Below are 24750 nucleotides of genomic sequence, written 5' to 3'. Positions count from 1 at the left end.
GAGAGACCCAATGCAAACAAGGTGGCGAACAACGTGCGACCAGCGACGAGCTTCAACATACAAGATCCCCTTCTTGGGTTGATGGTGCACCCTGCACCGATGGAAGGCGCAATCTAGCATTCCATCACCCGTTCTCAGCGTGTAGGACGGTGATGATCAGCAGCCGTGGTTCAGTCATTTGTGATGACTGCGTGAAGAGGCGCGCACTTCGCATGTGGCTGGGCGTAGATAGATCGAGACAATACGTTCATCGCTAAACGAACGTTGCACTGACTGCCGTTGCAAGCCCGGCTTTCAGGACTTCCCGCACTGGTGACCAAATTCGCGCAATATAGGATCGAACTTGCCCAATCAATCAGGAGCGTCACTCATGGATCGCCCATTCAAACGTGTAAAGAAAGCGGCCTGGCTTGGTGGTGTGTGCGCCGGCCTCGCTTATGCCATGGGCGCACCAACGTGGCTGATCCGGGCGCTATGGCTTTTGTTGTTCCTGGGTGCGGGCATTGGTGGATTGATTTATTTCGTGCTGTGGATCGTGGTGCCACCGTGGCCAGCCGAGCCGGTCGATTACGATGCTGTCACCGCCTGATCATTCACGGCGCTTACCGCACAACGTATCTATTCGGACTGCAATGAAATAGATCGAACAGATTGAAGCGCGCGCAAATTCTGCTCCAGCTCTGCAATGGTAAGCGGGAAATAACCGTCTTCACCTTCTGCTTTGAGCCAGCCCTGCGCGCGTTCGTAATTCACTTGAATATCCGCTCTCTCCAGCGCAGCTACGACATCATCAACGGCCACATATCCAACTTCGCAGATCAATCGCCATAGCCAATTCATCTTCATGGGATTGACTCCGCGATTGAGCGGGGGCTGCTTGTAGCTCATCTCCGCACTCCTCTCCTGAGTTATCGCCGGGCGGTAACTTTGACGATCTACGCTTGGATCATGCTATCTGCGCCATCTGCCGGGCGGTAGTGGCCACTTGACCCATGTCATGCTGTCGTCCTTAGTCATGTATGCGCCCCATCTTCTCGTTATCCTTAAATAGATAAATAGTCGCCTAAGGATGGACTGCTATGTCCATGAAGATCTTTCCATTTTGGTTGGTTGGCGCGTCGGTCTTCGCTGTTGCGCAGCCTGCGCTGGCGGGGCAATTTGGAGATGCGCGACCGGTTCCCCTCACCAACGGCTTTAACCATGTCACGTTGGATGGGCACGCGGCCACCGTCATTGTCGCTGACCGGGAGAACTACAACGCGCACGGTTTCTCAGTCGCGACGATCTATATGGAAGGGCCGTCCGACCGCCAGGCCGGCAACGTGTTGAACATCGTGCCTGCGTTCCCGCGCGACAGCGGGAAGCCAGAGATCCTGCAGTTGACGACAAGCGGTGGCGCCGACTGCGTGCTTCACGACTATCGTCTTCTCACGTCATCGAGAAGCCAGGGTGCATGGCTGGTGATCGCCGAGCGGGATTTCGGGCAGACGTATGTTGACGCTGAACCTGTGCACTTCGATGTTTATCGTCTGCAAGAAAACAAGGACGGAAGCATTGGGCGGCCACCGGTCTACTTCCAGTTTGATCGCCGAATTGAAGCGTCGAAGCCATATTGCGACGTCGACGATGCCCTGGGGAAAGAGCTTGGTATTATCTCGAAGTGATCGATGGAACCCATGATTCACGAAAAAAAGCCCTGGAAACTTGATTTCCAGGGCTTTTTCAATTTTCAAGCTGGTGCGGAAATAGGAATCGAAAATTAACATATAAGCTTTTGATTATATTGCATTTATGCATATAAGAAGTTACTAGATACCCCCATAAATACCCCCTCTAATAGACCGCTTAGATTTCGATCGCCAGTCATGGCATTGCAGGCTTGCTCAGTTCGTTTTGAGTGGGTGCGCCCGGCACTGGCCTGCATCGAGCGTCAAGGTCCCCCATGTGGACCGAGTCATCAATACACCCCCGGCTGTCATCGCGGCCCACCTAGGGACGCGCATGCGTGATAGCCCCAAAATTTTTCGCCCCTTTCAAAAACTTAGGCTCGCGTGGTGGTGCTGTCATCATGTCATCAGCAAAAAGTGCGCACCAGTTGGCGGCGTGCTGGCGCGGCAGGTGGGAGCGCGCCTCTCTTTTTCTTTTATTTTTCTACTGAATTAGAAAAAGAGTGATGATAGTGATGACAAGCCCTGCAAGCCGCACCCTGTCTGTGTTTGGCTGTCATCAACTCCCGTGATGGAGGCGATGATATGCGCGATGACTCGTACCTTGCTGCGCTGTCTAGGTATGGTTTTCCTGACTCGATTTGTCAGTACTGAGTAGTTGGGGTACGCCACCTGTCATTCATCTGTGTGGCGCTGAATTAAACTAAATACTCTTTCTGATTCTGTTTCAACCTCAATAAAAACGAACACCTCTGGTTCGGTGGCAGTGGTGAGCTTCAAAATATTAATCTTGTTCTTGTAGTCGTTGCCGAGTACATCTCTGGCCCGTACGCATGGTTACATGCTTCCTCGATCGACCATTGCTTTGTGCATGCGCTCTCGATCTTACGAGGACGATACGGTCATCATCCCTAGCATTAACGTAGACATCGGGATTATCACAACCGACCTCTTTGAGATCATCTGGAGTGATCGCTCCCATGATCGTATCCTTTGTTTCGTGAGATACCTCTGCATGCGGTCCACTAACTCGCTCAGGCTTGCCTCCTTTTCGTTTGGCATAGCGTTCAACTCGTTTGGCCTTTTCACCACTCCACATTTCGACGACGCGCACAAAGTCTTCAACCGGAAGATCATTTGGGCCTACCTCGTTATACCAATATTCTTCAAAATCCATACTGGACATGTCACCCATGTTCGTCGGCCTTTAATGCGAGAGGTGAAGATTTATATTATGCCCCGCAGGCACGACTCAATTTCAATTGAGCCAAGCCGGATCATCTTTCTACAGTAGAGTTACTTATATCGGAACCGAGTCAGCAGAGTGCACGACATACTCGATCAAGTCACTTCATCGCTTTTTGGGATGAGGACTATAGCCTTTACTTGATGCCGCTGTTGGCATCCCCCGCGCCCCTCCTTTACTCGCCTTCTTCGTGCTGGGCTTGGTTGGCTTGGCCTCAGTCGCCCCTTGTTGCGCAACCTTCACCCCAGCTTCTACGGCTCGCCCGAACTGCTCCATGTCGCTACTGCAAGCGTGCATCCAGTCCCAGAGCTGCAAGCCGTCCAACCGCTTGTAGCCCAGTTCGGCTTGGCTCACGTAGTTCTGGCTGCGCCCGAGTCGTTCGGCTAGGTCGATCTGGGTCAATCCGGCTTCAAGCCTCGTTTCCCGGAGCGTTTCAAAGATCGCTCGGTACTCTGCACGGTACTGCGACTTCTGGGCAACTCGACTGGGTGCCTTGGGTTTCAACCGTTTCACGGTGCCCACCTATCTGAGACAGTGGGCACACAAGCTATAAACTGCCTCGGGTTACGCCTACATCATCTACACCTAGTAGCTATACTTGGCTTAGCCACTGTCTCGCTAGCAGACCAAGAGACAAGCAAGGGGATAAGTGCACCTGCATCAATCTGACGGTAGAAATCGTGGCCGGTGCATCTGATATGTAACGAGTTGTACATACTGGCAATCTACGGAGGGTGTCATGCGTAAGATCATTGCATTGTTCACTATAGCGTCGCTTTTGGCTTTGGCTGGTTGCTCCACTGTCCCCGCAGACCGAGTTTTCAGTGGACGTATTTACAACCTCGCTACTGGCGAGGTTATCCCGTTCACTACGCATACCAACAGGGATGGCAAAAGCATCGTGACTGCCGGACCGACAGCATCCGGGGAAACCTTCACCGGCGAAGCTCAGTCGATTCAGAACGCCGTACAGACGTCTACCTACGGAAGTGCGGTTGCATCCAACCCCGGCGAAACCTTCAGCACCTACGTATCAAGTTCTAGCTATTCAATTTCACGTCCCGGCTATCAGAACGGTGCAGGCATATTGGTCGGCACTAAAGGTACGGTGATCGATGTCGTTTACCAAGTGACTTATGCAGGTACCGGCGAAGGCGAAGGCAAAGACAACAAAGGCAATCATTACCGGCTCATGCTCTAGACAGCCCTAGAACGTATATTCGCTTCAATGATATGGGGCGCGTTCGCCAAACTGGCGTAGCTGACTTATAGAAAACTACGGAGAGTAGCCATGTGCCAATCAGTTGTCCTGGCTTCAGCTATTTTCATGTTGTCTCTCACGTATGGAGAGGTGGCATACGCACAAAACGTTGCATCGGAAACTGCATCCCAATCATCGCAAACAGCTTTCGCAACTGAACCAACTACGCAAAGTACCAATCAGCAGCAATATACGGTTCCGCAAGCTGCGCCATGGCAACCTGACTTTTCACAGATTAAGTCGCCTGATGAAATTCGGACTGCCATGGCGCAGCGACGGCAAAAGTTTGAGACCACATTAAATAGTTGGGTTGGGGGCGACATCAACGAATTGATTATGGCGTGGGGCGCGCCAACCGGTGTGTACAAAATGCCAAATCAAAATACCGTCTTCACTTGGCAAACTGCGGGTGGCATGCCTACGCCAGAGGGCGGAGAACTGATGATTTCCTGCAAAATATCAATATTCACTGATCCACGTGGGCGCATCTTTAGTTGGCGATGGGAGGGAAACGGATGCGTTTAATTAAGGCGTTGCTGAACGACATTTGATAACAGTTTCAACGTAGTGATCGTAGAGTGCTGACGGTCCGGCATCAATCCAGCTTTGGATATTTCGCAAAACGAAGACACGCTTCGATTCGGTCTTCTTTCCACCCATCTTGCGCATAGCTTGCATGCGTGTCGAACCAGTAACGATATTGGATAGTTCGTTCCGGATGGCGGCATCGGAAGGCATGGGGCGAAATCGCTCACCCATTGCAGTTTTCACGTCATCAACTGCTACAGCGTCTCCATTGAATGGCCATGCGCGGCTTTCAAAGCTATCGTGCATCCACTGTGCCCATTCACTACGGTTGGCCTCCAGCATTTCTTTTTTTGCTTTGGTCTGTGGCGCTGGTGCATCAGGATCGAAGTCTGCGCCATATTTCTCCCAAATTTTCAGCACCATCCAAAGAAGTGACCCCGGTCGATTTTCGATAAGGTCATGGATACGCCGAGCAAGATCGGGTGGCATCTGCGGCGCATCAGTTGAAATTACGTGATAGCGGCGGTCATACAAACCAAAGAAGGCCGCATCAACGTAATTGCTGCTCGCAAAGATCGTTGTGACGTTATCTACACCCTTAGACTCACGAAACTTCTTCGTTACTGAGATTCGGTTGTCAGATATGAGCGGCTTTAGTTCATTAGCTCGCGCTTCGGCATCCCTGCGGTTTCCTAACCATAGCTCAGGAAAAACTAGGATGCGGGCACCTTGTGCGTAACCATTGAAATTCGAGTTTACCTCGCGATTTTCCACACAGTGAACGTTGCCGACTCCAAATAAAGCAGTCGGTATGGTCTGCATGAGTGTACTTTTACCGCTTCCTTCAACTTTTCCGACAAGAACCGTGGCCTGACGAATACGCTTCGATGGGTGCATGTAAAGGTAGCCGTACTTAACGAGCACACTACGAATTCCAGCTTTTGTCTCCTTGCTGTTGCCGGATAGATGATTCAGGTATTCCCCAAACGTCTTCATATCCTCGGGGCTGGCTTCGCTCGGCTCTAGATCGAGAGGCTCATATGTGTTCACCACCACGCGCTTATCGGAGTCCGCAAATATACGAGGAAAACCCGGCTTGTAGTCGGCATAGTCAGCAAATACGGCAGCCCCCTCTTTCACAAGAGTGCTGGCATCAATTATGTTTCCTCGCTTCGTGCGAGGCATAAGCGATCCCAATACTGTATTGAAAGACTCTTTGGGAAGCGAAAGTCCATCATGGATATATGTGTTTTCAGTACTTACGTAAATCACATTGTCCTTTAGGTAAGCCTTTGCTTGTTCAATAGTGAATCGCTCGCCACTGGACTTGTGTGCCGCAACTACTGAATTGTGCGCGATTGACCCTTCATCGTTTTTGTGAAGTAAGCCGGGATACCAGCCAGCCTTATATGCACGTGTAATAAGTGCCCCAACACCCGAGCGGTTGAAACCTTCGTAGCGACGACGCTGCTGCTCTTCAGAATCCTCCCGCCAGCTGTCAGCACCTTCGGGCGTGCTCTGAGACCAATTTGCCCATAGCGGGAACGTTATATCGTGTGAAAGATGGCCTTCACAGGCTAGCGCCATGCCTACGGCCAACCAATCATCTCGACTGATGGTTTGCTCGATAGGAAGTGCTTCGAGCATAGATCGTAACGTCTGCACTTTCACTTCGTCAGGCAGTTCGTCATACCAAGATGGCTTCCACGCTGCGGCAACAGTTACGCCCGTTTCTACCACTCCTCGTGGCGGCTCGACACCCTCAATCGCCAACTTTTTACTTCGCAGCTGATCGCATGCCTCTTCAAACTCCTCCAAGGCCATGTCGCCAAATCGAGAGCGATAGGCAACGACTGGCTGCCCCTTATCACCATACTTTGATTTCTTGTTAGTTGTACCTGCGGGGCGCAAAAGGGATGCTGCATCCGTAGTGCGTGACGAATCGGCAAGCAGTCCAGCCAACTTAATCGCGTCCTGAAACTTGAGTGCGACGCGCTCCCATTCATCACGCAAAATGCTTTCATCAAGAAGCCAGTACACATGCAGCCCACCACCGCTATGCACTGCAAGGTGGTATGGCTCGCCAAAAACTCGCACGAACTCGGTGAGCGCGCGCTCTGCATCCTCGCGGGTGGCATACGCCTTAACTGGCTTGAGCGGATCAACGTCTATATCAAGAAAGAAGGATTTGAGGTGAGCCACGTTGGCTTTTGTTCTGCCACGAGACTCTTTGGTCGGCTGCGTATACGAAGCAACGGCGTGCCATACTTCCATGCCACTAGCGTCAAGCTCCTTGCACTTGGCTACCATAGCCTCAATGCTCGTGAATGATGCATGCAACATTGAGCCGACGCGACTGGGATGCTGATAGGCAAGCGTCCAATAGGGGCCATCCACAGGAAGAACGAGCTTAAGAAACATCTCAAGATCAGTTGGTGAAATTGATCTGAGATGGGTTATTGGCAACATGTTAATCTGTGCCATAGTCGCCTCGACTATTGGCTACACAAACTGCGCGAAGGGCCCTGACAGCACGTCGCTTCTTAAGCAGTTTACGAAGGCGTGGATATCTTATCTGTGTTGCGACATGGTCTTCTTCACCATGCTCGTTACAAACAACAAGCCCCCTAGACTTCAACTCGAATAGGCAGTCGAAATACTCTCTTTCAACAGCAGCCACCAATTCGTTCAACGCTTCGTGTAGCGCACCTAGCGTTAGTTTCGGCAACGTTCGCGCATAACTTAGTAGCGCACGGAAGCACTTCCTTTCGTAATGATATCCATATGGATCGTTCACAATTTCCGCTTTCCTTGTCATTAGGTGCCTCCGTGGCATTGCGCACGTAAAAACCTTCCCTTGCGGCGTCGAAGTACTTGCCGCCCGCAAGGATGCTGATGGTGTGAAGGGGAAGCGCGCTTACGCGGCGCGCTGCTGATCGCGCTTGGCGATGCAGGATGCCATGTAGGCATCGACTTCGGCGGAGCTATAGACGACGCAACGAGGCCCAAGGCGAATCGGCTGCGGAAACTCTGGTACCGCATGGATACGGCGGAACACCTCAGATTTTGAAATGCCAAGGCGCTTAGTAAGCTCAAGGAGCTTGATGAAATTGCCGGGTACGACAGAAGAAATTTCTAGGGTTCCCATACGGCTCTCCGGGGCCATGTGGCGGGGTGTGGGAATAAAACTAACCCGGGGATGAAACCCAATCGACCCCTTGAAATCCTAGTTCCTGCCATCGATCAGGTTGACGTGGATGCGCAACCCTCTTCAATCTTCGCCTTCGCTAATTCGGCATCCCATAGCTTCATCCAATCGTATACGGTGCGCATTTTCTTAATGTCTGGATGCTTGTCAAGAACACGGTCTGCGAACTTCTTTTTTTCGCCTCTCACTAGTTTTCCTTCTCGCACTAGCGCTTTGTATATGGGCTCAAATTCGCGTCTTGCTTCGTCGTAGATGGTGCCGACGTAGCCTTTTCCGCGCATCGGTATGCACTTTCCATCTTCGATTTCGTACGGTTTTTCCTCAACCATTGCCCTGAGCCTTCTTTCGCATGGGCACAACCTTGTTCACGCTATCGCGCAATGAGTCCAGATAGTTTGCCCATGTCTGCATCATTTTCTTGCGTTCATCTAGGTACTGTGCGCGGTTGTAGGCGGCACGAACCTTGTTGCGCTCGGCGTGCGCTAGCTGGCGTTCGATAACGTCCGGCTTCCATCCCATCTCGTTCAAACAGGTGGAAGCCATCGCGCGGAATCCGTGGCCGGTCATCGTGTTCTTATCGAAGCCCATACGCCGCAATGCGGCATTTACGGTGTTCTCTGACATGGGGCGACTCGCGTTACGTTCTCCAGGAAATACGTAACGACTACGTCCGGTTAATGGGTGTAGTTCACGAAGCACGGCTATGGCTTGTGATGGCAGGGGGACGATATGTTCCTCGCGCATCTTCATCTTCCCGGCAGGAATACGCCACATTGCACTATCTAAATCAAATTCGTCCCACTCGGCATGGCGAAGCTCACCCGGTCGCACGAATACCAATGGTGCAAGTTTCAAAGCGGAGCGTGCAACCAACCCGCCGCCATAACCATCAATGGCGCGTAGTAGCTCACCTACTGCTTGTGGATCGGTGATCGCTGCACGTGACTTCGTAACTACGGGCGCCAATGCCCCGCGCAGATCGCCCGTAGGATCGTGCTTTGCTCGTCCAGTGGAGATGGCGTAGCGGAAGATTTGGCTGCAACGCTGCTTGGTACGGTGTGCAGTTTCATGCGCTCCCCGTTCTTCTATCCGGCGAAGTACGCGTAGCATTTCTGGTGCGTCGATTTCGGCGATGGGACGATTACCTATCCATGGTGATACCAAGTCGTCTAGCGTCCACTTGGCCTTCGCAAATGTCGCTTCGGCCATGCGAGGTTTTTGTCGCTTCAGCCATTCTGCGGCAATGGCGTCAAAGGTGTTTGAGGCAGCAACCTTGTCAGCCACCTTGCGCACACGTTTCATTGCCCCCGGGTCATCGCCATCACGAAGTAGGGCGCGGGCAGCGTCCCGGCGCTGGCGAGCCTCACTCAGGCTTACCTCGGGGTAGACGCCGAGCGCCAGCAGCTTCTCCTTGCCGCTGTGGCGATACTTCATGCGCCAGTAGCGACCACCTTTCTGCACATGCAGGTACAGGCCGCCCCCGTCGAAGTGCTTGCCGGGTTTAGCGGCCTTAATCGCCAATACGGTCAGCTTGCCGGTGTCACTTGCCATGACGAATTTCCAGCCAGATACCCCCACGGGGTCTTTGTACCCCCGAACATACCCCCGCACCGCACGGGCTGCAATGGGATGCCGTGAGACGCATAGGCACAAAAAAACCCGCATTTCTGCGGGTTTTGGTGGTTTCGTGGGTCGTTGTGGGACGACTTGAAACGTATTGGTGGTGCCGGAAATAGGAATCGAACCTACGACCTACGCATTACGAATGCGCCGCTCTACCAACTGAGCTATTCCGGCGGAGCCGCATAGTTTACGGACGCTCTGCGCAGGCTGCAAGGTCTGACAGGCAGGCGGGATTCGGACCGCAGGATGGGGCACCGGCCGACTGACTGGGCAACGCCGTGCCGCCACAGTGCAGGCGGGTTCTACGAGAGATAGTCGCCGATGCCGTTTCCGCCTTGTCCACGAGGCGTCACTTTGATCGAAGTGCTGGTTGCCATGCTGGTTTTCAGCGTGGGTTTGCTCGGCGCGGCGGGGCTGATGGTGTTGGCCGCGCGCTCCAATCAGGTGGCGTACCTGCGCACGCAGGTGACTTTTCTCGCTCAGAACATGGCCGAGCGCATGCAGGCCAATCCCATCGGCGTCTGGAACGGGGAGTACAACGGACGCTACCCGGATACCAGTGCCCAGGATTGCGCGAGCGGCTGCACGCCCTCGCAACTGGCGCTGCACGATCGGCAGCGCTGGAGCAGCCAGCTCAAGACCTTTCTGCCGCACGTCGAGGCCAGCATCCGCTGCAGTAGCGAGGGCTTGTCTCATCCACCGGCGCGTGAGCAGCTTCCGTTGCGTCCGCCCTATGGCGGCAACTGCTCGATGGTCGTGAGCTGGGCGGAGCGGCGGCTGACCGAGGTCGATGCGCCACGGCAAAGCTTCGCCTGGGAGTTCCAGCCATGAAGCGTTGTGCGGGGGTGTCCCTGGTGGAACTGATGATCGCCATGGTGCTGGGCCTGTTGGTTGGTTCTGGCATCGTGGCCGTGTTTGCATCCACCTCCGACAGCCGTCGAGCGCAGGAACAGCTCGCGCGCCTGCAGGAAGAGGGGCGTTTTGCCATTACGCAGATCAAGAACGATTTGGCGATGGCCGGCGCCCAGTACTGCACCGGCACGGGCGGCGCGGCGCGCACCAGTGCTGCCGGGCTTTATCTGGACGAACTACGTGCACCGACTATCTACGCCAGTGATTCGGGTGCATTGATGGGCGCACTGAGCGACGTGACCACGCCGTGGGGTGGTGCGTATCCACCGGCACCGAGCGAGCCGTACTCCTTTCCATCGTTCCTGGCCATGCGCGGTTACGATTGCACGGCAAGCACCTGCACGCCGGTGGAGCCCAGCAACAAGCGCAACCCCAATGGTTTCGGCATTCCGGTTATGGGCAAGTCAGTGGACAGCCGAGTGATCGGCGCTTCGGTGCTGACGGTGCGTTATATCAATCCTGCAGGTGGTTGGAGCATTGCTCAGGACGGTGGTGCAAAAGGCGGCAGGCTGGTGAGCCATGCGGATGGTTCGGTTGGCATCCATATGAATCCACTGTCGAACGAGGTGGCCGCCAAAGACGTCAAGAATAGTGAATCGCTGATGATGCTGGCGGATTGTTCCAGCGCACAGGTCTTCACGGCCACCGGCATGGGCAGCAAAGAGCTCGCTTCCACTGGCAACAATTTCGTACAACCGCATGTGTTTCAGCACATGGCGGCACCTAAGCTATTTAGCGTGAGCCGCGATCTGCAGACCGTGACTTATTTCCTGAAGGTGGTCGACAACGGCGATGGCATGGGGCACACCACTGGCGCTCTAGTACGGCGCGTTAACGGCGGCTCCCAGGAAATCGCGCGCGGCGTGGAGCGGCTCGATTTCAGATATGGCGTGCAGCAGTCTGACGGTGCCGTGCGCTATTACGCCGCTGAGCAGGTCGACAACAGCACACGCGCAGATTGTCCTGTCGTGCCGTTGCCGATTCACGGTAGCAACGATCGAGGATGTCTGTGGCGCTCAGTAAGCCTGATCGAAGTGGATCTGCTGATGGATGGGCAACTGCCGCTGCATTCGCTGAAGCCTGATGAATTGGCCTATAGCTACGCGGTGGACGGAATCTTTGAGCCTGTAGCTCCAACGGCCGATGGTCGAAAGGTGACGCCGTTGCAGCAAGGTTTTCCGTTGCCAATGTTGCGACGTGAGTTTGCCGCGGTGGTGGCTGTGCGTAATGCCAACCCGTAGGAAGTTAAAGCAAGGATGTAGGTATGTGGACTGCTAGCAAGACAAGACATTGCAAAGCAACGTCACTGGGTCCCGGCCTTCGCCGGGACGACGGGTATGAGGGTTCTTCGCAAACTCGATGGGGAGTGCGAGCACAAAGCGGCTTCGCACTCCTGATGGCACTCATCTTTCTGCTGCTAATGAGCATGCTCGCTATTACCGCATCGCAACACGCCATGTTGCAGGAACGCATGGCTGGCAGCCTGCGCAATGCACAGCAATCGCGCATGAGTGCGGAAACAGCGTTGCGGGGTGTGGAATACAAGCTGTGGACGATGGCAGGGCAACCTGGCGCGCGTTTGCATTGCACGGAAAACGCCATTTCGCCGGATGATGGATGTGTGGTGTATCGCTCCTACGGCGCGCCTTACGCATTGAAGGGTGATGTCGCGAAATTCCAGTCGGCTTCGGGCTGGATATCAGGTATCGGCGTGGCGTACATGGGACCTTCGCGTTGGGGTTACACCGATCATCCAGATCAACCCACAGCGAAGTTGGCGAAAAACCCACGCTACATCATCGAAGACCTGGGCACCGAGCGCCCGCCTGGCGTGAGCGGACTGCACGAGTCCGGCAATACCGGTCCCAACAATGGCGGCCAGGGGCTGGCAGATATTCATATCTATCGCATCACGGCGCGCGCCACCGGCGGCAACGCCAACACCGTGAGTATTGTGCAGAGTACGTTCGATGCGCCGGCGATGCCTTGAACTTCGATGTGCGCAGAAATGGTTGGCATGTATTGCCATGCTATGCACATGCATCGCGAGCGCTGCGCAGCCCAGTCTTGCGGGTACGGTGGAACTAAGTGCTGTGCCGCTGGATCGCTCGCAAGCCGTGCCCTCGCTAGCTGTGCTTGGTTTGAATAGTGGTGTGCTTGGAAGCGGCTCGCTTGCATTCCAGGGTGGTTACGATTCCGCCGACTGGTCGGGTGTGCTGCAAGCGGTGGCCTTGAATGCCGATGGCACGAGCAACAGGATCATATGGGACGCTGGCGCGCAGCTCACAAATACGTCGCCCGCGAGTCGGACGATACTCAGCGCACGCAGGAGCGGCGACGGTGTAGTTTCCGGTATCGCCTTTGAACCCTCGACATCCTTTGATGTTGAGGAAGAAAAAGGCCTGATGTCGCCGACGCCGGAACAGTCCATCGATACCTTGGAAGCGCGCGTCGAATATCTACGCGGGGGGCGTGTGCACGAACTGGATGGCAGCATGCGTACACGCACTAGCCTGCTGGGCGCCATCGTTCATGCACAGACCGTCTATGTCGGCTACCCCGGCGGAAATTACCTCGATGCGTGGCCGAAGAACGCGCCGGAAGCGGCGGCGGGAGCGCAAAGCTACGCGCAGTTCGTAGCCCAACATGCCGAGCGCAAACCGTTTCTCTATGTCGCCGCCAACGACGGCATGCTGCACGCCTTCCATGCGCCTGTTCCGCTATGCAATGCGGAAGATAAGGACAGTCGGTGCACGACCTATAACGCGGGACCCAATGCAGGCAATGAGGCATGGGCTTTTGTGCCGCGTGCGGTATATCGCAATCTCGGCAACCTCACGCGTGCACACGGTTTTCAATTCCAGCCGACCGTGGACGCCACACCCGTTACGCGCGATGTATTTTTCGGTGAACGTGGACGCGCCGAATGGCATACCCTGCTTATCGGCGGATTAAGGCTCGGCGGTCGAGGTGTTTACGCGCTGGACATTACCGATCCGACGTCGACAAGCGAGACATTTCCCGAGCGCACCGTGCTGTGGGAATTCGACGCTGATGCGCCACCCGGCACCTCGCAGACAGGGGATACTTATAACCCAGCGGATCTCGGTTATACCTATGGGCAGCCCGCTATTGCGCGTCTGGCGAATGGTCGTTGGGCTGTGTTGGTTCCTAATGGATACTTCGCCGATTGCAGCAAGCCGGATAAACCTCTTCGTTGCGAGGAGGCAGCCGGTACGCCCCCTGATTACAGCGCGTTGTTCGTGCTGGATGCGCAGACGGGTGCAGTGATTGCTGAACTCAAGACACCAGGTATCGATGGCGTACACAGCTATGGCCTGGCTACGCCTGTTCTGGGCGACTACGACAACGATCAAATCGATGATGTCGCTTTCGCCGGCGATCTAGCCGGCAATCTATGGCGCTTCGATTTCTCGTCACCGAAACCGTCGGAGTGGAAAGTAACGTTAGCCTATCGACCCGCTGAGCAAAGCGTCCAGCCGATCACGGTGATGCCGCGGCTTATGCCTGATCCGGTCACTAACCGTTTCATCGTCGTGTTCGGTACTGGCAAATATGTGGGGAGCGGTGACAAGGCCGATACGACCATCCAGTCGATCTATGGCATCCGTGACGAGGCCGATAGCACGGGGCAGCCGGCTACCGTAACGCCGAACAGCCTTGCAACCCAAACCCTGATTGAGACCACGGTTACCGATCCCTCGGGCAGTAGTGCGACGGTGCGCAACATCACTTCGAATCCCGTATCGATAAAGGCGGGCGGGTGGCGCATTGATCTGAATGTCAGGGCAGGCGAACGCGTTGTCGCTACACCCACGGCATTGTTCAACACCAACACGGTGCTGATAAGCACGCTGATACCCAACGGCGACCAGCCGGATGGCGCCGTCATGGCCATTGATGCAGCAACGGGTGCGGCGCGGTCGATCGTCGCTCTTGGCGGCACTTCGTACGCAGGCGCGCTGGTGGAAAGTCCGCCGACGGCGATTGGCACGCTCCCGGTGGCGATGCAAATGGGTGGCGGCAAGTTGGTATTGCCGGGCATGAAGTTGAAAGGAGGGAAGGGTGATCTCGACTTGCCGCTTTCCCTCGATAGCCCGCTATGGCGTCGTCGTTCCTGGTCGGTACTGACGCCGGATTACTGAAAGGAGACAAGTAATGGACCACTCGCGTGGATTTACCTTGCTGGAGCTGATCGTGGTGGTGGCGATCGTTGCCATACTGGCGGCGATTGCGACGCAGTCTTATGCGCGCTACACAATTCGTTCGCATCGCACGGATGCGCATCAGATGCTGATGGCAGTCGCACAGGCGCAGGAGCGTTGGTATGCCACTTACAACCGCTACGCGGAGGATTTGGGCAAGTTGGGTTTTGCCGATCCGGCGGTGTCATCGCGAGGGTATTACCACGTGGTTTTGAGCGTAGCGGACGATGCAGCACAAGGATTTGTCGCGACGGCCATGCCTATTGATCGGCAAGCGAGCGACGTGTGCGGAGCGCTTTCGATTGACAACGCCGGACGGAAGCTGCCATCTGGGACAGATGTCGCGGCGAACGCGAACGGTAGGTGTTGGTAATTGCGCAGCTGCCAGCTACGTGGCGGTGACGCGGTATTCCCTCCCCTACGTGTAGTAGGGAAGGGTTGGGGTGGGGTGAAGCCATCTTGCGGTGATGTTTCAACTAGGGCCTTACGACTATCCCGGCGTAGCCGGACGCGAGCGTTGCTCGCGTCACCCCACCCTAGCCCTCCCCTGCAAGCAGGGGAGGGCACTGCATCGCGACAAGCCTCTCACCCAACCCCGAATACCGCCGCGTCCGCTGCGCCAACGCTTGCTCGATCGCTGCCTGCGTGCCAATCAAGCTCAACCACCGCCTTGCACGCGTAATCCCGGTATAGAGCAGCTCCCGCGTGAGAATGGCAGGCGCATCGTCCGGCAACACCAGGGCGGTGTGCTCGAACTCAGAACCCTGCGACTTGTGCACCGTCATCGCATAGACGGTTTCCACCTCGCCCAGTCGTGAGGGCAGCACAAAGCGCACCGGTGCATCGTCGCCTTGCGACGATATGGGCGATGCGCCGCGCGTTACCGGGAAAGCCACATACAGCCGACGCTCGCCGTCAGCACCGCGCATGCGCAAGGCAACGCCAACGTCACCGTTCATCAGGCCGAGGCTGTAGTCGTTGCGGGTCATCATGACCGGCCGGCCTTCGTACCAGCCTCGGTCGGATTCAATCAGGTCTGCGGCGAGCAGGGTGACGGCGATATCGCGATTCAGTCGCTCAGTGCCAGCCGGGCCTTGACGCACTGCGCACAACACCTGAAAGCGGTTGAACGCTTCCAGCACGTCATGCGCCCAACGCCGGTGCAGGGCATCATCGGCATCGAGGTAGGGGCGATGTTGCCGTAGTCGTTGTAGATAGAAACGAAAACCTTGCGGTACGTCATTTCCACGCGGTGTGGTGAATGGGTCAGCCAGTCCGTCGATCGCCCACGAGGCGATCGGCGCGGCGCTCACACCCGACGACATCCAGGCAATGTCGTTAGATGGCGAATCAAGCAAAGCATTCATGAGCGTCGCATCGCCCGCATTCACCGCGGATGCGAGCTGGCCGATACCGCTTGCAGCGTCGAAGCGATGGCTGCTACGCAACATGGCAATGTGCTGGTCGAGCGGTTGTGCATCGTCGCGTACGAAAGCGGCTACGTCGTCGCCACTCGCCGCGCGCAGCCATTGCGCAGTGGCTGCGCTGTAGCAACCTTGTTCGGCGCGACGGCCCAATTCACCCAGCACGGCACCGGCTTCCACCGAGGCAAGCTGATCCTTGTCGCCGATCAGGATCAGGCGCGCATGCGGCGGCAGCGCATCCAGAACGGCCGCCATCATTTCCAGATCGATCATCGACGCTTCGTCGATCACCAGCACGTCCACGTGCAACGGTCGCCGGCGGTTATACGCGTAGTGGCGGGTATCTGGACGCGCGCCAAGCAGGCGATGCAAGGTTTCGACTTCGAGCGGAATAGCAGCGCGCACGTGCTCCTGCACGTCGAGCAAGGCGATTTGCCGTGCGATGGAAGCGTTCAAACGGGCGGCGGCTTTGCCAGTGGGCGCGGCGAGGCGAATGCGCAAAGGCGCATCGTGCTGGCGCAACTGCAGCGTCTGCAAGAGGCCGAGTAAACGCACCACGGTGGTGGTTTTGCCGGTGCCGGGTCCACCGGTGATCACGCTGAAGGCGTCGCGTGCCGCCAACGCACACGCTACACGCGGCCAGTTGATGGCTTCGGCAGTCGGCACGGAAAACAAGCGCTGCAGTTCGTCGTGCAAGGCTTCTGCAGGCAGTATGGTTTCATCCAGTCGTGCCGTAATGCTCTCTGCGATACGGCATTCGTAGTTCCAATAGCGGCGCAAGTACAGTCGATGCCGGTCTAGCACCAGCGGAGCGTGTGACGGCTGGCCATCCGCACTAGCTACCAGTCGTGACTCTGGTGCCGGCGCGGTAGAAAGCAATTCCAGCCATGCAGTTGGCCATGTCTGCTCCTCTGCCAGTGCATCCAGTGCATGCAGATCCAGGCACGGATGCCCATCGCCCAACTGCCGGCTTGTCAGTGCAGCCAGTAACAGCAAGGAGGCTTCTGCAGCCGGATCACATTCGGCGATAAACCGCGCGAAAGCCAGATCCAGCGGACGCAGCACGCGCCGTGCTACAGCCTCGGCAAGCATCGCAAGCATGGCATCACGCGACATGTGCATGCGCCTCCTGCGCGAACAGGCGATCCATCGCTTCGATCAAGGCTAGCGGCAAACGCTCCGCATGTACGCCGTGACCGGTTTGATCCACGCCGCGTAGATACAAGTACAGTACGCCGCCGACATGGCGCTCATAGTCGTAGTCCGGCAGGCGCGCACGCAGCAGGCGATGCAAGGCCAGCGTGTAGATGGCGTATTGCAGATCGTAGCGTGCCTGCAGCGAGGCATCGCGCATGGCGGCTGGTGTGTACGCAGCGAACGTATCGCCCAACCAGTTGGATTTGTAGTCGATCACGTAATAGCGGCCATGCTGTTCGACGATCAGGTCGATAAAGCCCTTGAGCATGCCGTTGACGCGGTTGGCCGGCAGCAGCGGGCGTGGCAGGCCGCCCAGAGTATGGCGAGTGACGAGCTGATCGAGCTGTTGCGTATCGACGCGATGGGCTTCGAACCAGAACTCCAGTTCGGCCTGATAGCGTGTGCGATCGGTCAACTGCGCAAGTGCCAGTGTGTTGCCGTCAGGTAGCGCCAGCGGCGTCTGCAGCAACGCCGGCAGCCATTGCTCGAGCGGTGCAATCCACGCCTGCCATCCGCGCCGTTGGCAGCGGCGTGCGATTTGTTGTTCCAGCGTTGTCGTGTCAGTGGCTACGGCAGCAAAGCCCGCTTCGGCCATCCATTCCAGCAGGTCGTGCAAAAAGGTGCCGGCTTCTGCACCACGCGGAAACGCGTGCATGCCGTAATCGATGGCGGGCGCGGTCCATTCGGTGGATTCGCGCGTGACTTCCGCCAATACATCTTGCGTGGCGGTTTCCGGGGCGACCTGTCGTGCCGATTCGCCTTCGCCGTGAGTGAGCGCGCTGTAGCTCGCAATCCACCATGATTCAGGTTGCGGCAGTGTATAGATGCGCGCCTGTCGTTCACCGCGCGGCTGGCGCTGTGCGTGATACATGCGCAGGCCTGCGGGTTCGGTGGTTATATGTATATCAATATCACTGGAACCATCGCGCAATGCTTCAACGCGCGTCCGTAGATCGTTAGGCTCGATGACGTCGCCACCGGCAAGCACATAGCCGAAGGCGGCGCGATGCAGTCCAGGATTACGGCTCTGGCCTTCGGTCACGCAGGCCACGCCCAACCAGCATGCATGTTCGGCACGGGTAAGCGCCACATAGAACAAGCGCAAGTCTTCCTGCAGGCGTTCGCGCGCCATGCGGCTTTTGGCGTCGTCATCCGGCTGCAGATCGATCCACGCGCGGCCTTGATCATCGTGCCATGGTTGCACGCTGCCTCTGGGGGCATCTTGGAAGCGACTGACGAACGGCAGCATCACTACCGGGTACTGCAAACCTTTCGACTTGTGAACGGTGATGACTTTGACCAGATCGGCTTCGCTTTCCAGTCGTACCACGTGCTCTTCGGCCGTTTCCGCCTCGCCCTCGCTGGCGCGCGTGATCTGCGCAGACAGATAGCGGATCAGCGCATATTCGCCATCCAGATTTGCCGCCGCATGCTGCAGCAGTTCCGCCAAGTGCTGGAGATTGGTCAGTACCCGTTCGCCATTCGGTTTGGCGAGCAGGCGCGCGGGCAGATCGAAGGCATGCATCAAGTTGTGCAACATTGCCAGTACACCGTGTCGTTGCCACACGCTTTGCAGTTCGCGAAAACGGTCGCCGCAAGCTTCCCAATACGCCTCGTCGTAGTTGAGTTGATCCAGCTCTGCGAGGCTGCGCTGCATGGTAGTGCTGGCCAATGCCGTGCGCATGGTGCGATCGGAAGTCGGCATGGCACAGGCTTGCAGCCACAGCAGCATGTCCGGCGCTTCCTCGGTGGCGTAGATCGAATCGCTTTCCGAAAGATAGACACTGCTGACGCCGCGCTGCCGAAGCGCGGTGCGGATGCAGGCGGCCTCGCGTCGGTTGCGCACCAGTACGGCGATGTCACGCGGGCGCAGTGTGGTTTCTGCATGTTGTTCGTCGACGAATACGCAGCGCCCGGCTTGCGCGGCGTCGAGCAGATCAACGATGTGCGCTGCCGCGTGCGCCGCGGCCGTATCCATGTATGCGCCAATACCCATCGGCTTGTCGCTGGGAAAAACCTCCAGATGCATCGCGGCCAATGGGCGGGCGTCATACTGCAGGCGGCGCTTCGCGCCGGCTGCTGCAATGGGCTGGAATGGCAATCCACGCACACCATGTCCGAACGCAAAGGCGCCTAGCGGCCATCGATCGGCATGGCGGAATACCCGGTTGACGGCATCAACCAGTGGCGACGTCGAACGGTAATTGGTGGTCAGGGTCCAGGTAGGTGATTGCGCCTGTTCGCGCGCGGCGAGATATGTGTGGATGTCCGCGCCGCGAAATGCGTAGATGGCCTGCTTCGGATCGCCGATCAACAGCAGACCAGTGCCGGCACGCTCGGCGTAGATGCACTGGAAAATGCGCCATTGCAGGGGATCGGTATCCTGGAATTCGTCGATCAAGGCCACCGGATACTGCGTGGCGATGCTGTCTGCCAGTTGCGTGCCATGTGGACCCTGCAGAGCGGTGTCGAGCTGGCGCAGCATGTCGTCGAAACCGGGCTTGGCCTGGCGTTCGCGAATCTGATCGACGTGTGCGGCGATCCACGGAATAGCATGCGCGAGCAGCAGCGGTGCCAGTGGCGGCTCGGCTTCCCATGTATCGAGCAATTGCTGGACAGCGTTGAATGCCGGATGCGTCGGCGCGGTGTTGCCCTTGCTCACAGAGCTATCGAGCTTTGCCTGTGTATAGCGAGCAAGCGTGTTCTGGTCGAGTTCGGCGCCCTCGGCCCACTCGCGTAGTGCAGGTAGTTCGCGTTCGAGGGTTTTGGGAATGTAGATGTTGTTCTTCAGCGCCTTGGTTTGCACGGCTGTGCGCAGCAGGGATTCGAGCGCATCAGCATCCGGAAGCCACAAGGCGCGAGCGGCTTGCTCCGCCTCGCGTCGAGGCGCTTGATGCTGGCGCAGCGTTTCGGCCAAATCGTTCACCTGCGGCAGCGGACGGCCTTGGATACGCACATGCTGCACGGATTGGCGAACCAGTGGCCGCATCACGCGCTGTAGCGCTTGCGGACTACGCCAATGTTTGGCAATACAGGCAGCTTCGGCTTCATCAAGCGGTGCATAGAAGCGGCGCCAGTAATCGCGTACTGCTTCGGCCAGGCGCGCATTTTCATCGGCCACTTCGTCGACCGCATCGCTGCCTTCGAAGGCGTGCTGCGCCAGCATGCGCTGGCTCCAGCCATGGATGGTGTAGATGGCGGCCTCGTCCATCCATTGCGCGGCCAGATCCAGTTGGCGTGCGGCGGTGGTACGTTCTTCCTCGTTGGTATATTCGGCTACGAGGCGCTGCAGAAATTCATCGGCTTCCTGCTGTCCTCGAAAGGCTGCCGCTGCGGTTGCGAGACGTTCGCGTATGCGTTCGCGCAGTTCCGCCGTGGCAGCACGCGTGAAGGTGACCACCAGAATTTGGGCCGGCCACTGCGCCGGTTGGCCACCATGGCCAAGCACCAGACGCAGATACAACGCTGCCAGCGTCCAGGTTTTACCTGTGCCCGCGCTGGCTTCGATCAGCCGTACGCCTTGCAGCGGCAATTGCAGCGGATCGAGTGACGCCATCTCGCTCATGCATCACCTTCCAATGTGGCGGTATCGAGCAGTGGGCGATAGAGCGGCAGCCAATGCTCGAAGCCGTCGGCGTGCAATGCGGAAAAGCTGCGCCAGGTGCGAGCCAGGCAGGGCTCACGGCTCATTTCTCCGGGCGGTGCGACGGGTGCATCGCTGCCTTCGTAGCACTTTTGCGCAGCTTCGAACGGTTCTTTTCCATCGCGTTCCGCAAGCAGCCATGCATAGGCCGTGCGGCGTGCGGCAGGTAACGGTGCTTGCATGCCTTGTTGCCAGGCATCCAGCAAGGCATTCAATAGTGAACGGGCTTCGCTGCGATCGAGTGCTTTCAGTACCACGGTGGCGTCCGGTGCAAGAAAGCGGGAGGAAAAGGCCGTGCCATGTGCGTTGGCTAAAAGCTGCAGCACCCATGGCTGCAGCAGCCGGTCGTACCGAAGGGCTTTGCTCTGGCCGAGTTGACCGGCCATAGGAAGCAGGCGAACCAAGCTTCCGTCGTCGCTGCGGCGCACATCGTCGAGCCAACCTTCGACGGATAGATTGTCATGCGCATGCCTCAGCTCTTGCGCCGGAACGTGTTCCGACCAATGTGCGACAGAAGCTTGCCACCGGCGAAGAATGCGCTGTACATCGCTGCCGATGTCATCAACCGTCAAGGAGCCAAATCCGCCGGATGGCACCACACCTTGCTGCCGCAGGCGTTGTGCGGCGTCCAACAATGCTTGCTCAGTGTGCTCGTCGTCGTTGAGTGCATGCTGCAGCAATGCTTCGGTGACGGTGTGGTTTTCCAATCCATCGAGGGAGAAGGGCTCGTCATCGTCCAGGCCGGTGTCGATCGCTTCGAAGCGTACTTTCAAGCGCTCGCTGTAGAAGCAGGTGGCCGGTCGAGCAAGGAAGCGCTGCAGGGTGCCTATATCCAGCGTGGATTGCGTTTGCCAAGGCGGTAACGGTGTTGGTTCCGCAGATGGCGTGGCACGTCGCGCATGAGCCCATTCCGCCGCATAGGTAAACAGCGGCGTAGCAGGGTCATGTTCGAAATAGCGCGCACTGAACGCTTGTAGCGGATGCACGGTGGTGATCGCTTGCAGCAAATGTTCGCGAGATGCAGCGTCGTTCGCAGCGCTATTGGGCACGCGCCAACCCGCAGAGAGGTAATCACGCAGCTGGCCCACCAAAACCGACGGCGGCAACTCGCTGTTGTCGCGCACACTATGGCCTACCCAGCTGATGTGCAGCACATCGCGTGCGGAGAGCAGAGCTTCCAGAAACATATAGCGATCGTCTTCGCGACGCGAGCGATCGCCAGGGCGATGTTGGCCAGCGCGTGCCATCAGATCGAAATCGGGTGGCGAAATGCGGCGCGGATAATCGCCATCGTTCATGCCCAGCAGGCAGACCACGCGGAAGGGAATGGCGCGCATCGGCAACAGCGTGCCGAAGTTCACCGCGCCGCCCATGAAGCGTTGGGAAAGATGCGGCTGGTCGATGGCTTGCAGCCAATCTTCGCTCACGATGGAAAGTGGGACAGGTTGTGTGAATCCCGCGTCCTGGCAGGCATCGATCCAGTCATCCAGCGCATCTTCCAGGCGATCGATACGCAGGGCGTCGTCTTCGTCGCCGCGCGGGTCGAAGTAATCCCGCAGCAGATGACGCAGACGCTCGCTCCATTGCAGTGGCGTAGCGGCTGAGGCGAACAGTTGCCAGTAGCGCTCCAGCGTTTCGAGCAACTGACTCAATGGGCCGAGCAGCGCCGCATCCAGGCCGCCGATTTCCGCATACGGCGCGATGGTGTCGAGGGAGGCACCATCGCCCGTGGCGTAACCCAGCAGCATGCGGCGCAGGCCGAAGCGCCAGCTGTTCTGTTCGTCGGGTGGCAGACCCAGCGCTTGTTTCTGCTTGCCATCCAGGCCCCAGCGAATGCCGGATTCGGCAATCCAGCGGCGCAAGGTCGGCAGATCGTCTTCGGCAATGCCGAAGCGGCGACGCAATGAAGGCACATCGAGCAGGTCCAGCACGTCGCTGGCGGTGAAACGCGATTCGGTCAGATGGAGCAGGCGTTCCAGCGCGGTAAGCAAGGGCGATGTGCCGCGGCCTGACTGATCAGCCACGCTGTAGGGCAGATAGCGCGGATCGTCGGCGGCGATGCGGCCAAAGACAGCCTGCACGTGGGGGGCGTATGTGCTGATGTCCGGCACCATGACCATCACATCGCGTGGCGCCAGCGGCTTGCCTTCGCGCGCCGCTTGCTCGAACAACGCGAGCAGTTGATCGTGCAGCAGCTCCACCTCGCGCTGCGGGCTATGCGCGATATGGAAATGTAGCGAGCGGGTTTCCGTCAATGGCTTGCGCAACGTTGGATCGGCGGGAGCCGGTTCTAGTTCCAGCACGGCCTGCTGCACCTGGTGCAGTAGCGTATCAGTGCCGAACTCCCGAAACAGATCGATGCTGCGCTTGATGGAGGCAAAGCGATCGCGATAACGCTCCGGCTGGTCGAACGCGTCGAGCTGGCGGATAAAGTCGCGTCCCTGCTTGCCCCAGGCGGCGAGCAAGGGGTTCGCGTGCAGATGCAGATCTTCGTAGCGCGGTTCCGCCGGCAGTCCAGGCTTGAGCGTGTGGCGGCGATGCTCGGCCAGCAGCAGCTCACGGTCTTCGATGATGTCAGCCCAATAGTGCCGGCACGGATTGGTCACCAGCAGCAGCACCTGGCTGTAGCGCGCGACTGCCGTAAGCGCTTCCAGCACCTGCGGCGGCAGCGACGTGATGCCGAATACCAGGATGCGCCGCGGCAGTGTTTCTACGCGCACATCCGGCGACTGCATGTGCTGCATGAAACGTCGATGTATGCCGGCGCGATGGCTATCGCGCTGTGTTGGCGGCACGTCGTCCAGCAGCAGTCGCCACAGCCTGGGTTGCCAGCGCTGGGCCGACGGCAGTTCCACAACGCGATTGCGAACGCTGTCGCGCAGCACATCGTTGCGATGTTCCCAGTCGTCCAGCCAGTCGGCGCGAAACACTTGATATTGGTCGAACAGGTCCGCTACCTGCATGGCAAGCCGATGCAATCGTCGCCAATCGCCAGCTTCGCCGAGCAAGGCGCGCAGGGTGGCAAAGGCCGGCTCGTCCAGATGCTGCGGCAACAAGCGCAGCAGCCGCCAGATCAGGCGTGACTTGTCGAACGGGGAGGTCGCCGGTACGGCCGCTTCGCCCAGCACCGTGCGGTAGGCCGTCCACAGGAAGCGCCCAGGCAACTGCATGTCCACCGCTGCGCTTATACCCAGCCCGCCTGCTTCGATCGGACGGGCAAGCGCCAGCTTCAGCCACTGCGCAATGCCGTTGCTCTGCACCAACATGACTTCGTTTTCCAGCGGCCGCAGCGGTGTGCGCTGCAGCCACGCCGAAAGCAGATCGCGCAGGTCTTCCTGGCGATTGCCGTGGATCACCATCAGGCCGGGTTCGATGGGAGGGAGGTGAGGCTGTTGCTCGGATGCACTCACGGTGGGTTGCGCGTCCTTATTGTTATGAATCAGAAGACTGCCTCACCCCGGTCGCGCAACCTGCGATAGCGATGGTTCGGGCGCCCGACGATTTTAGCCGCAATTGGACCTGTCATCTTCCTTACGCATGGGTCGAAAGAGACAGGCGACGCATGGACGGATTTCGTAAGGGAGCACTTCCGGTCCTGCTCCGATCCCTGTGATATGCATCGCAAAAAAGCTGTGGCGAGCCGCGCATTGTGCGCCATGACGCGGCTCCGCTCAGCGAGGCCTTGCGCTGCTTCACCACGGTTTCACGCCATGAACCCAATGATCGCGCCGTTTAGACGTCCGTGCGGGCGTCTGGAGAGTCGGTCAAAAACATAAGGGGTGATCGATGGGGAAGGGACTTTGGGATAGAGCGTG

General features: G+C 57.7%; 19 protein-coding genes and 1 tRNA gene. 9 read left to right on the top strand and 11 right to left on the bottom strand.

What is annotated here, in order from left to right; translation table 11 throughout:
- Positions 1-370 precede the first annotated feature (370 nt).
- Positions 371-589 (top strand): PspC domain-containing protein, encoded by a 219-nt coding sequence (locus QQJ86_RS20490; RefSeq protein WP_284322837.1) that lies wholly within the window; start codon positions 371-373, stop codon positions 587-589.
- A gap of 29 nt (positions 590-618) precedes the next feature.
- Here QQJ86_RS20490 and QQJ86_RS20485 read toward each other — a convergent pair whose 3' ends face one another.
- Positions 619-888 carry a hypothetical protein gene (locus QQJ86_RS20485; RefSeq protein ID WP_284322836.1) on the bottom strand — a complete coding sequence of 90 codons (270 nt, stop codon included), beginning with the start codon at positions 886-888 and terminating at the stop codon, positions 619-621.
- A gap of 191 nt (positions 889-1079) precedes the next feature.
- On the opposite strand from QQJ86_RS20485, the gene QQJ86_RS20480 reads away from it, so the two are divergent.
- Entirely contained in the window at positions 1080-1664 is a 585-nt protein-coding gene (locus QQJ86_RS20480; protein ID WP_284322835.1) for a carbapenem self-resistance protein CarG family protein, read from the top strand.
- Positions 1665-2451: 787 nt separating this feature from the next.
- Here the strand turns inward: QQJ86_RS20480 and QQJ86_RS20475 are convergent.
- Both QQJ86_RS20475 and QQJ86_RS20470 read right to left on the bottom strand, forming a co-directional pair.
- Positions 2452-2862: a hypothetical protein gene (locus QQJ86_RS20475; protein ID WP_284322834.1), complete on the bottom strand. Its 411-nt coding sequence runs from the start codon at positions 2860-2862 to the stop codon at positions 2452-2454.
- A 156-nt stretch (positions 2863-3018) separates the two neighbouring features.
- Entirely contained in the window at positions 3019-3426 is a 408-nt protein-coding gene (locus QQJ86_RS20470; RefSeq protein WP_284322833.1) for a helix-turn-helix domain-containing protein, read from the bottom strand.
- Positions 3427-3652: 226 nt separating this feature from the next.
- On the opposite strand from QQJ86_RS20470, the gene QQJ86_RS20465 reads away from it, so the two are divergent.
- Positions 3653-4114, top strand: coding sequence for a YgdI/YgdR family lipoprotein (locus tag QQJ86_RS20465; protein WP_284322832.1), 462 nt, complete (start codon positions 3653-3655; stop codon positions 4112-4114).
- Positions 4115-4204: 90 nt separating this feature from the next.
- Positions 4205-4699, top strand: a complete 495-nt coding sequence (locus tag QQJ86_RS20460; protein ID WP_284322831.1) for a hypothetical protein — start codon at positions 4205-4207, stop codon at positions 4697-4699.
- On the opposite strand, the gene QQJ86_RS20455 is transcribed toward QQJ86_RS20460, so the two are convergent.
- The 5 genes from QQJ86_RS20455 to QQJ86_RS20435 form a co-directional block, all read right to left on the bottom strand.
- On the bottom strand, positions 4700-7186 hold the full coding sequence (locus QQJ86_RS20455) for a DUF5906 domain-containing protein (protein WP_284322830.1): 2487 nt from the start codon (positions 7184-7186) through the stop codon (positions 4700-4702). It abuts the gene before it with no gap.
- Between the two features lie 433 nt (positions 7187-7619).
- Entirely contained in the window at positions 7620-7850 is a 231-nt protein-coding gene (locus QQJ86_RS20450) for a helix-turn-helix transcriptional regulator (protein ID WP_284322829.1), read from the bottom strand.
- Positions 7851-7945: 95 nt separating this feature from the next.
- On the bottom strand, positions 7946-8239 hold the full coding sequence (locus tag QQJ86_RS20445) for a hypothetical protein (protein ID WP_284322828.1): 294 nt from the start codon (positions 8237-8239) through the stop codon (positions 7946-7948).
- Complete coding sequence (locus QQJ86_RS20440; RefSeq protein ID WP_284322827.1) at positions 8232-9461, bottom strand: tyrosine-type recombinase/integrase; 1230 nt, start codon at positions 9459-9461, stop codon at positions 8232-8234. Before QQJ86_RS20440 ends, QQJ86_RS20445 begins: the two co-directional genes overlap by 8 nt.
- A 170-nt stretch (positions 9462-9631) precedes the next feature.
- Positions 9632-9707: transfer RNA gene (locus QQJ86_RS20435), tRNA-Thr, on the bottom strand.
- A gap of 147 nt (positions 9708-9854) precedes the next feature.
- Between QQJ86_RS20435 and pilV the strand changes: the two genes are divergently transcribed.
- Genes pilV through QQJ86_RS20410 form a run of 5 tightly spaced genes read left to right on the top strand, consistent with a single transcriptional unit; the run spans position 9855 to position 15044 of the window.
- A complete protein-coding gene (pilV, locus tag QQJ86_RS20430; RefSeq protein WP_284322826.1) occupies positions 9855-10364 on the top strand; it encodes a type IV pilus modification protein PilV in 510 nt (169 codons plus the stop codon).
- Positions 10361-11686, top strand: a complete 1326-nt coding sequence (locus tag QQJ86_RS20425) for a PilW family protein (protein WP_284322825.1) — start codon at positions 10361-10363, stop codon at positions 11684-11686. The genes pilV and QQJ86_RS20425 overlap by 4 nt, the downstream gene beginning before the upstream one ends.
- 23 nt (positions 11687-11709) lie before the next feature.
- Positions 11710-12435 (top strand): pilus assembly PilX family protein, encoded by a 726-nt coding sequence (locus QQJ86_RS20420; RefSeq protein WP_284322824.1) that lies wholly within the window; start codon positions 11710-11712, stop codon positions 12433-12435.
- A gap of 37 nt (positions 12436-12472) precedes the next feature.
- Entirely contained in the window at positions 12473-14611 is a 2139-nt protein-coding gene (locus tag QQJ86_RS20415) for a pilus assembly protein (RefSeq protein WP_284322823.1), read from the top strand.
- 13 nt (positions 14612-14624) lie between these two features.
- Complete coding sequence (locus QQJ86_RS20410) at positions 14625-15044, top strand: type IV pilin protein (protein WP_284322822.1); 420 nt, start codon at positions 14625-14627, stop codon at positions 15042-15044.
- A gap of 163 nt (positions 15045-15207) precedes the next feature.
- On the opposite strand, the gene recD is transcribed toward QQJ86_RS20410, so the two are convergent.
- Genes recD through recC form a run of 3 tightly spaced genes read right to left on the bottom strand, consistent with a single transcriptional unit; the run spans position 15208 to position 24345 of the window.
- Positions 15208-17217, bottom strand: a complete 2010-nt coding sequence (gene recD / locus QQJ86_RS20405) for an exodeoxyribonuclease V subunit alpha (protein ID WP_284322821.1) — start codon at positions 17215-17217, stop codon at positions 15208-15210.
- Positions 17201-20857 carry an exodeoxyribonuclease V subunit beta gene (recB, locus tag QQJ86_RS20400; RefSeq protein WP_284322820.1) on the bottom strand — a complete coding sequence of 1219 codons (3657 nt, stop codon included), beginning with the start codon at positions 20855-20857 and terminating at the stop codon, positions 17201-17203. The genes recD and recB overlap by 17 nt, the downstream gene beginning before the upstream one ends.
- A complete protein-coding gene (gene recC / locus QQJ86_RS20395; protein WP_284322819.1) occupies positions 20854-24345 on the bottom strand; it encodes an exodeoxyribonuclease V subunit gamma in 3492 nt (1163 codons plus the stop codon). The genes recB and recC overlap by 4 nt, the downstream gene beginning before the upstream one ends.
- Positions 24346-24750 lie beyond the last annotated feature (405 nt).

Source organism: Dyella acidisoli (genome assembly GCF_030160295.1).
GTDB classification, from domain to species: Bacteria; Pseudomonadota; Gammaproteobacteria; order Xanthomonadales; family Rhodanobacteraceae; genus Dyella_B; species Dyella_B acidisoli.
This window is presented reverse-complemented; position numbering and strand designations above follow the sequence as displayed.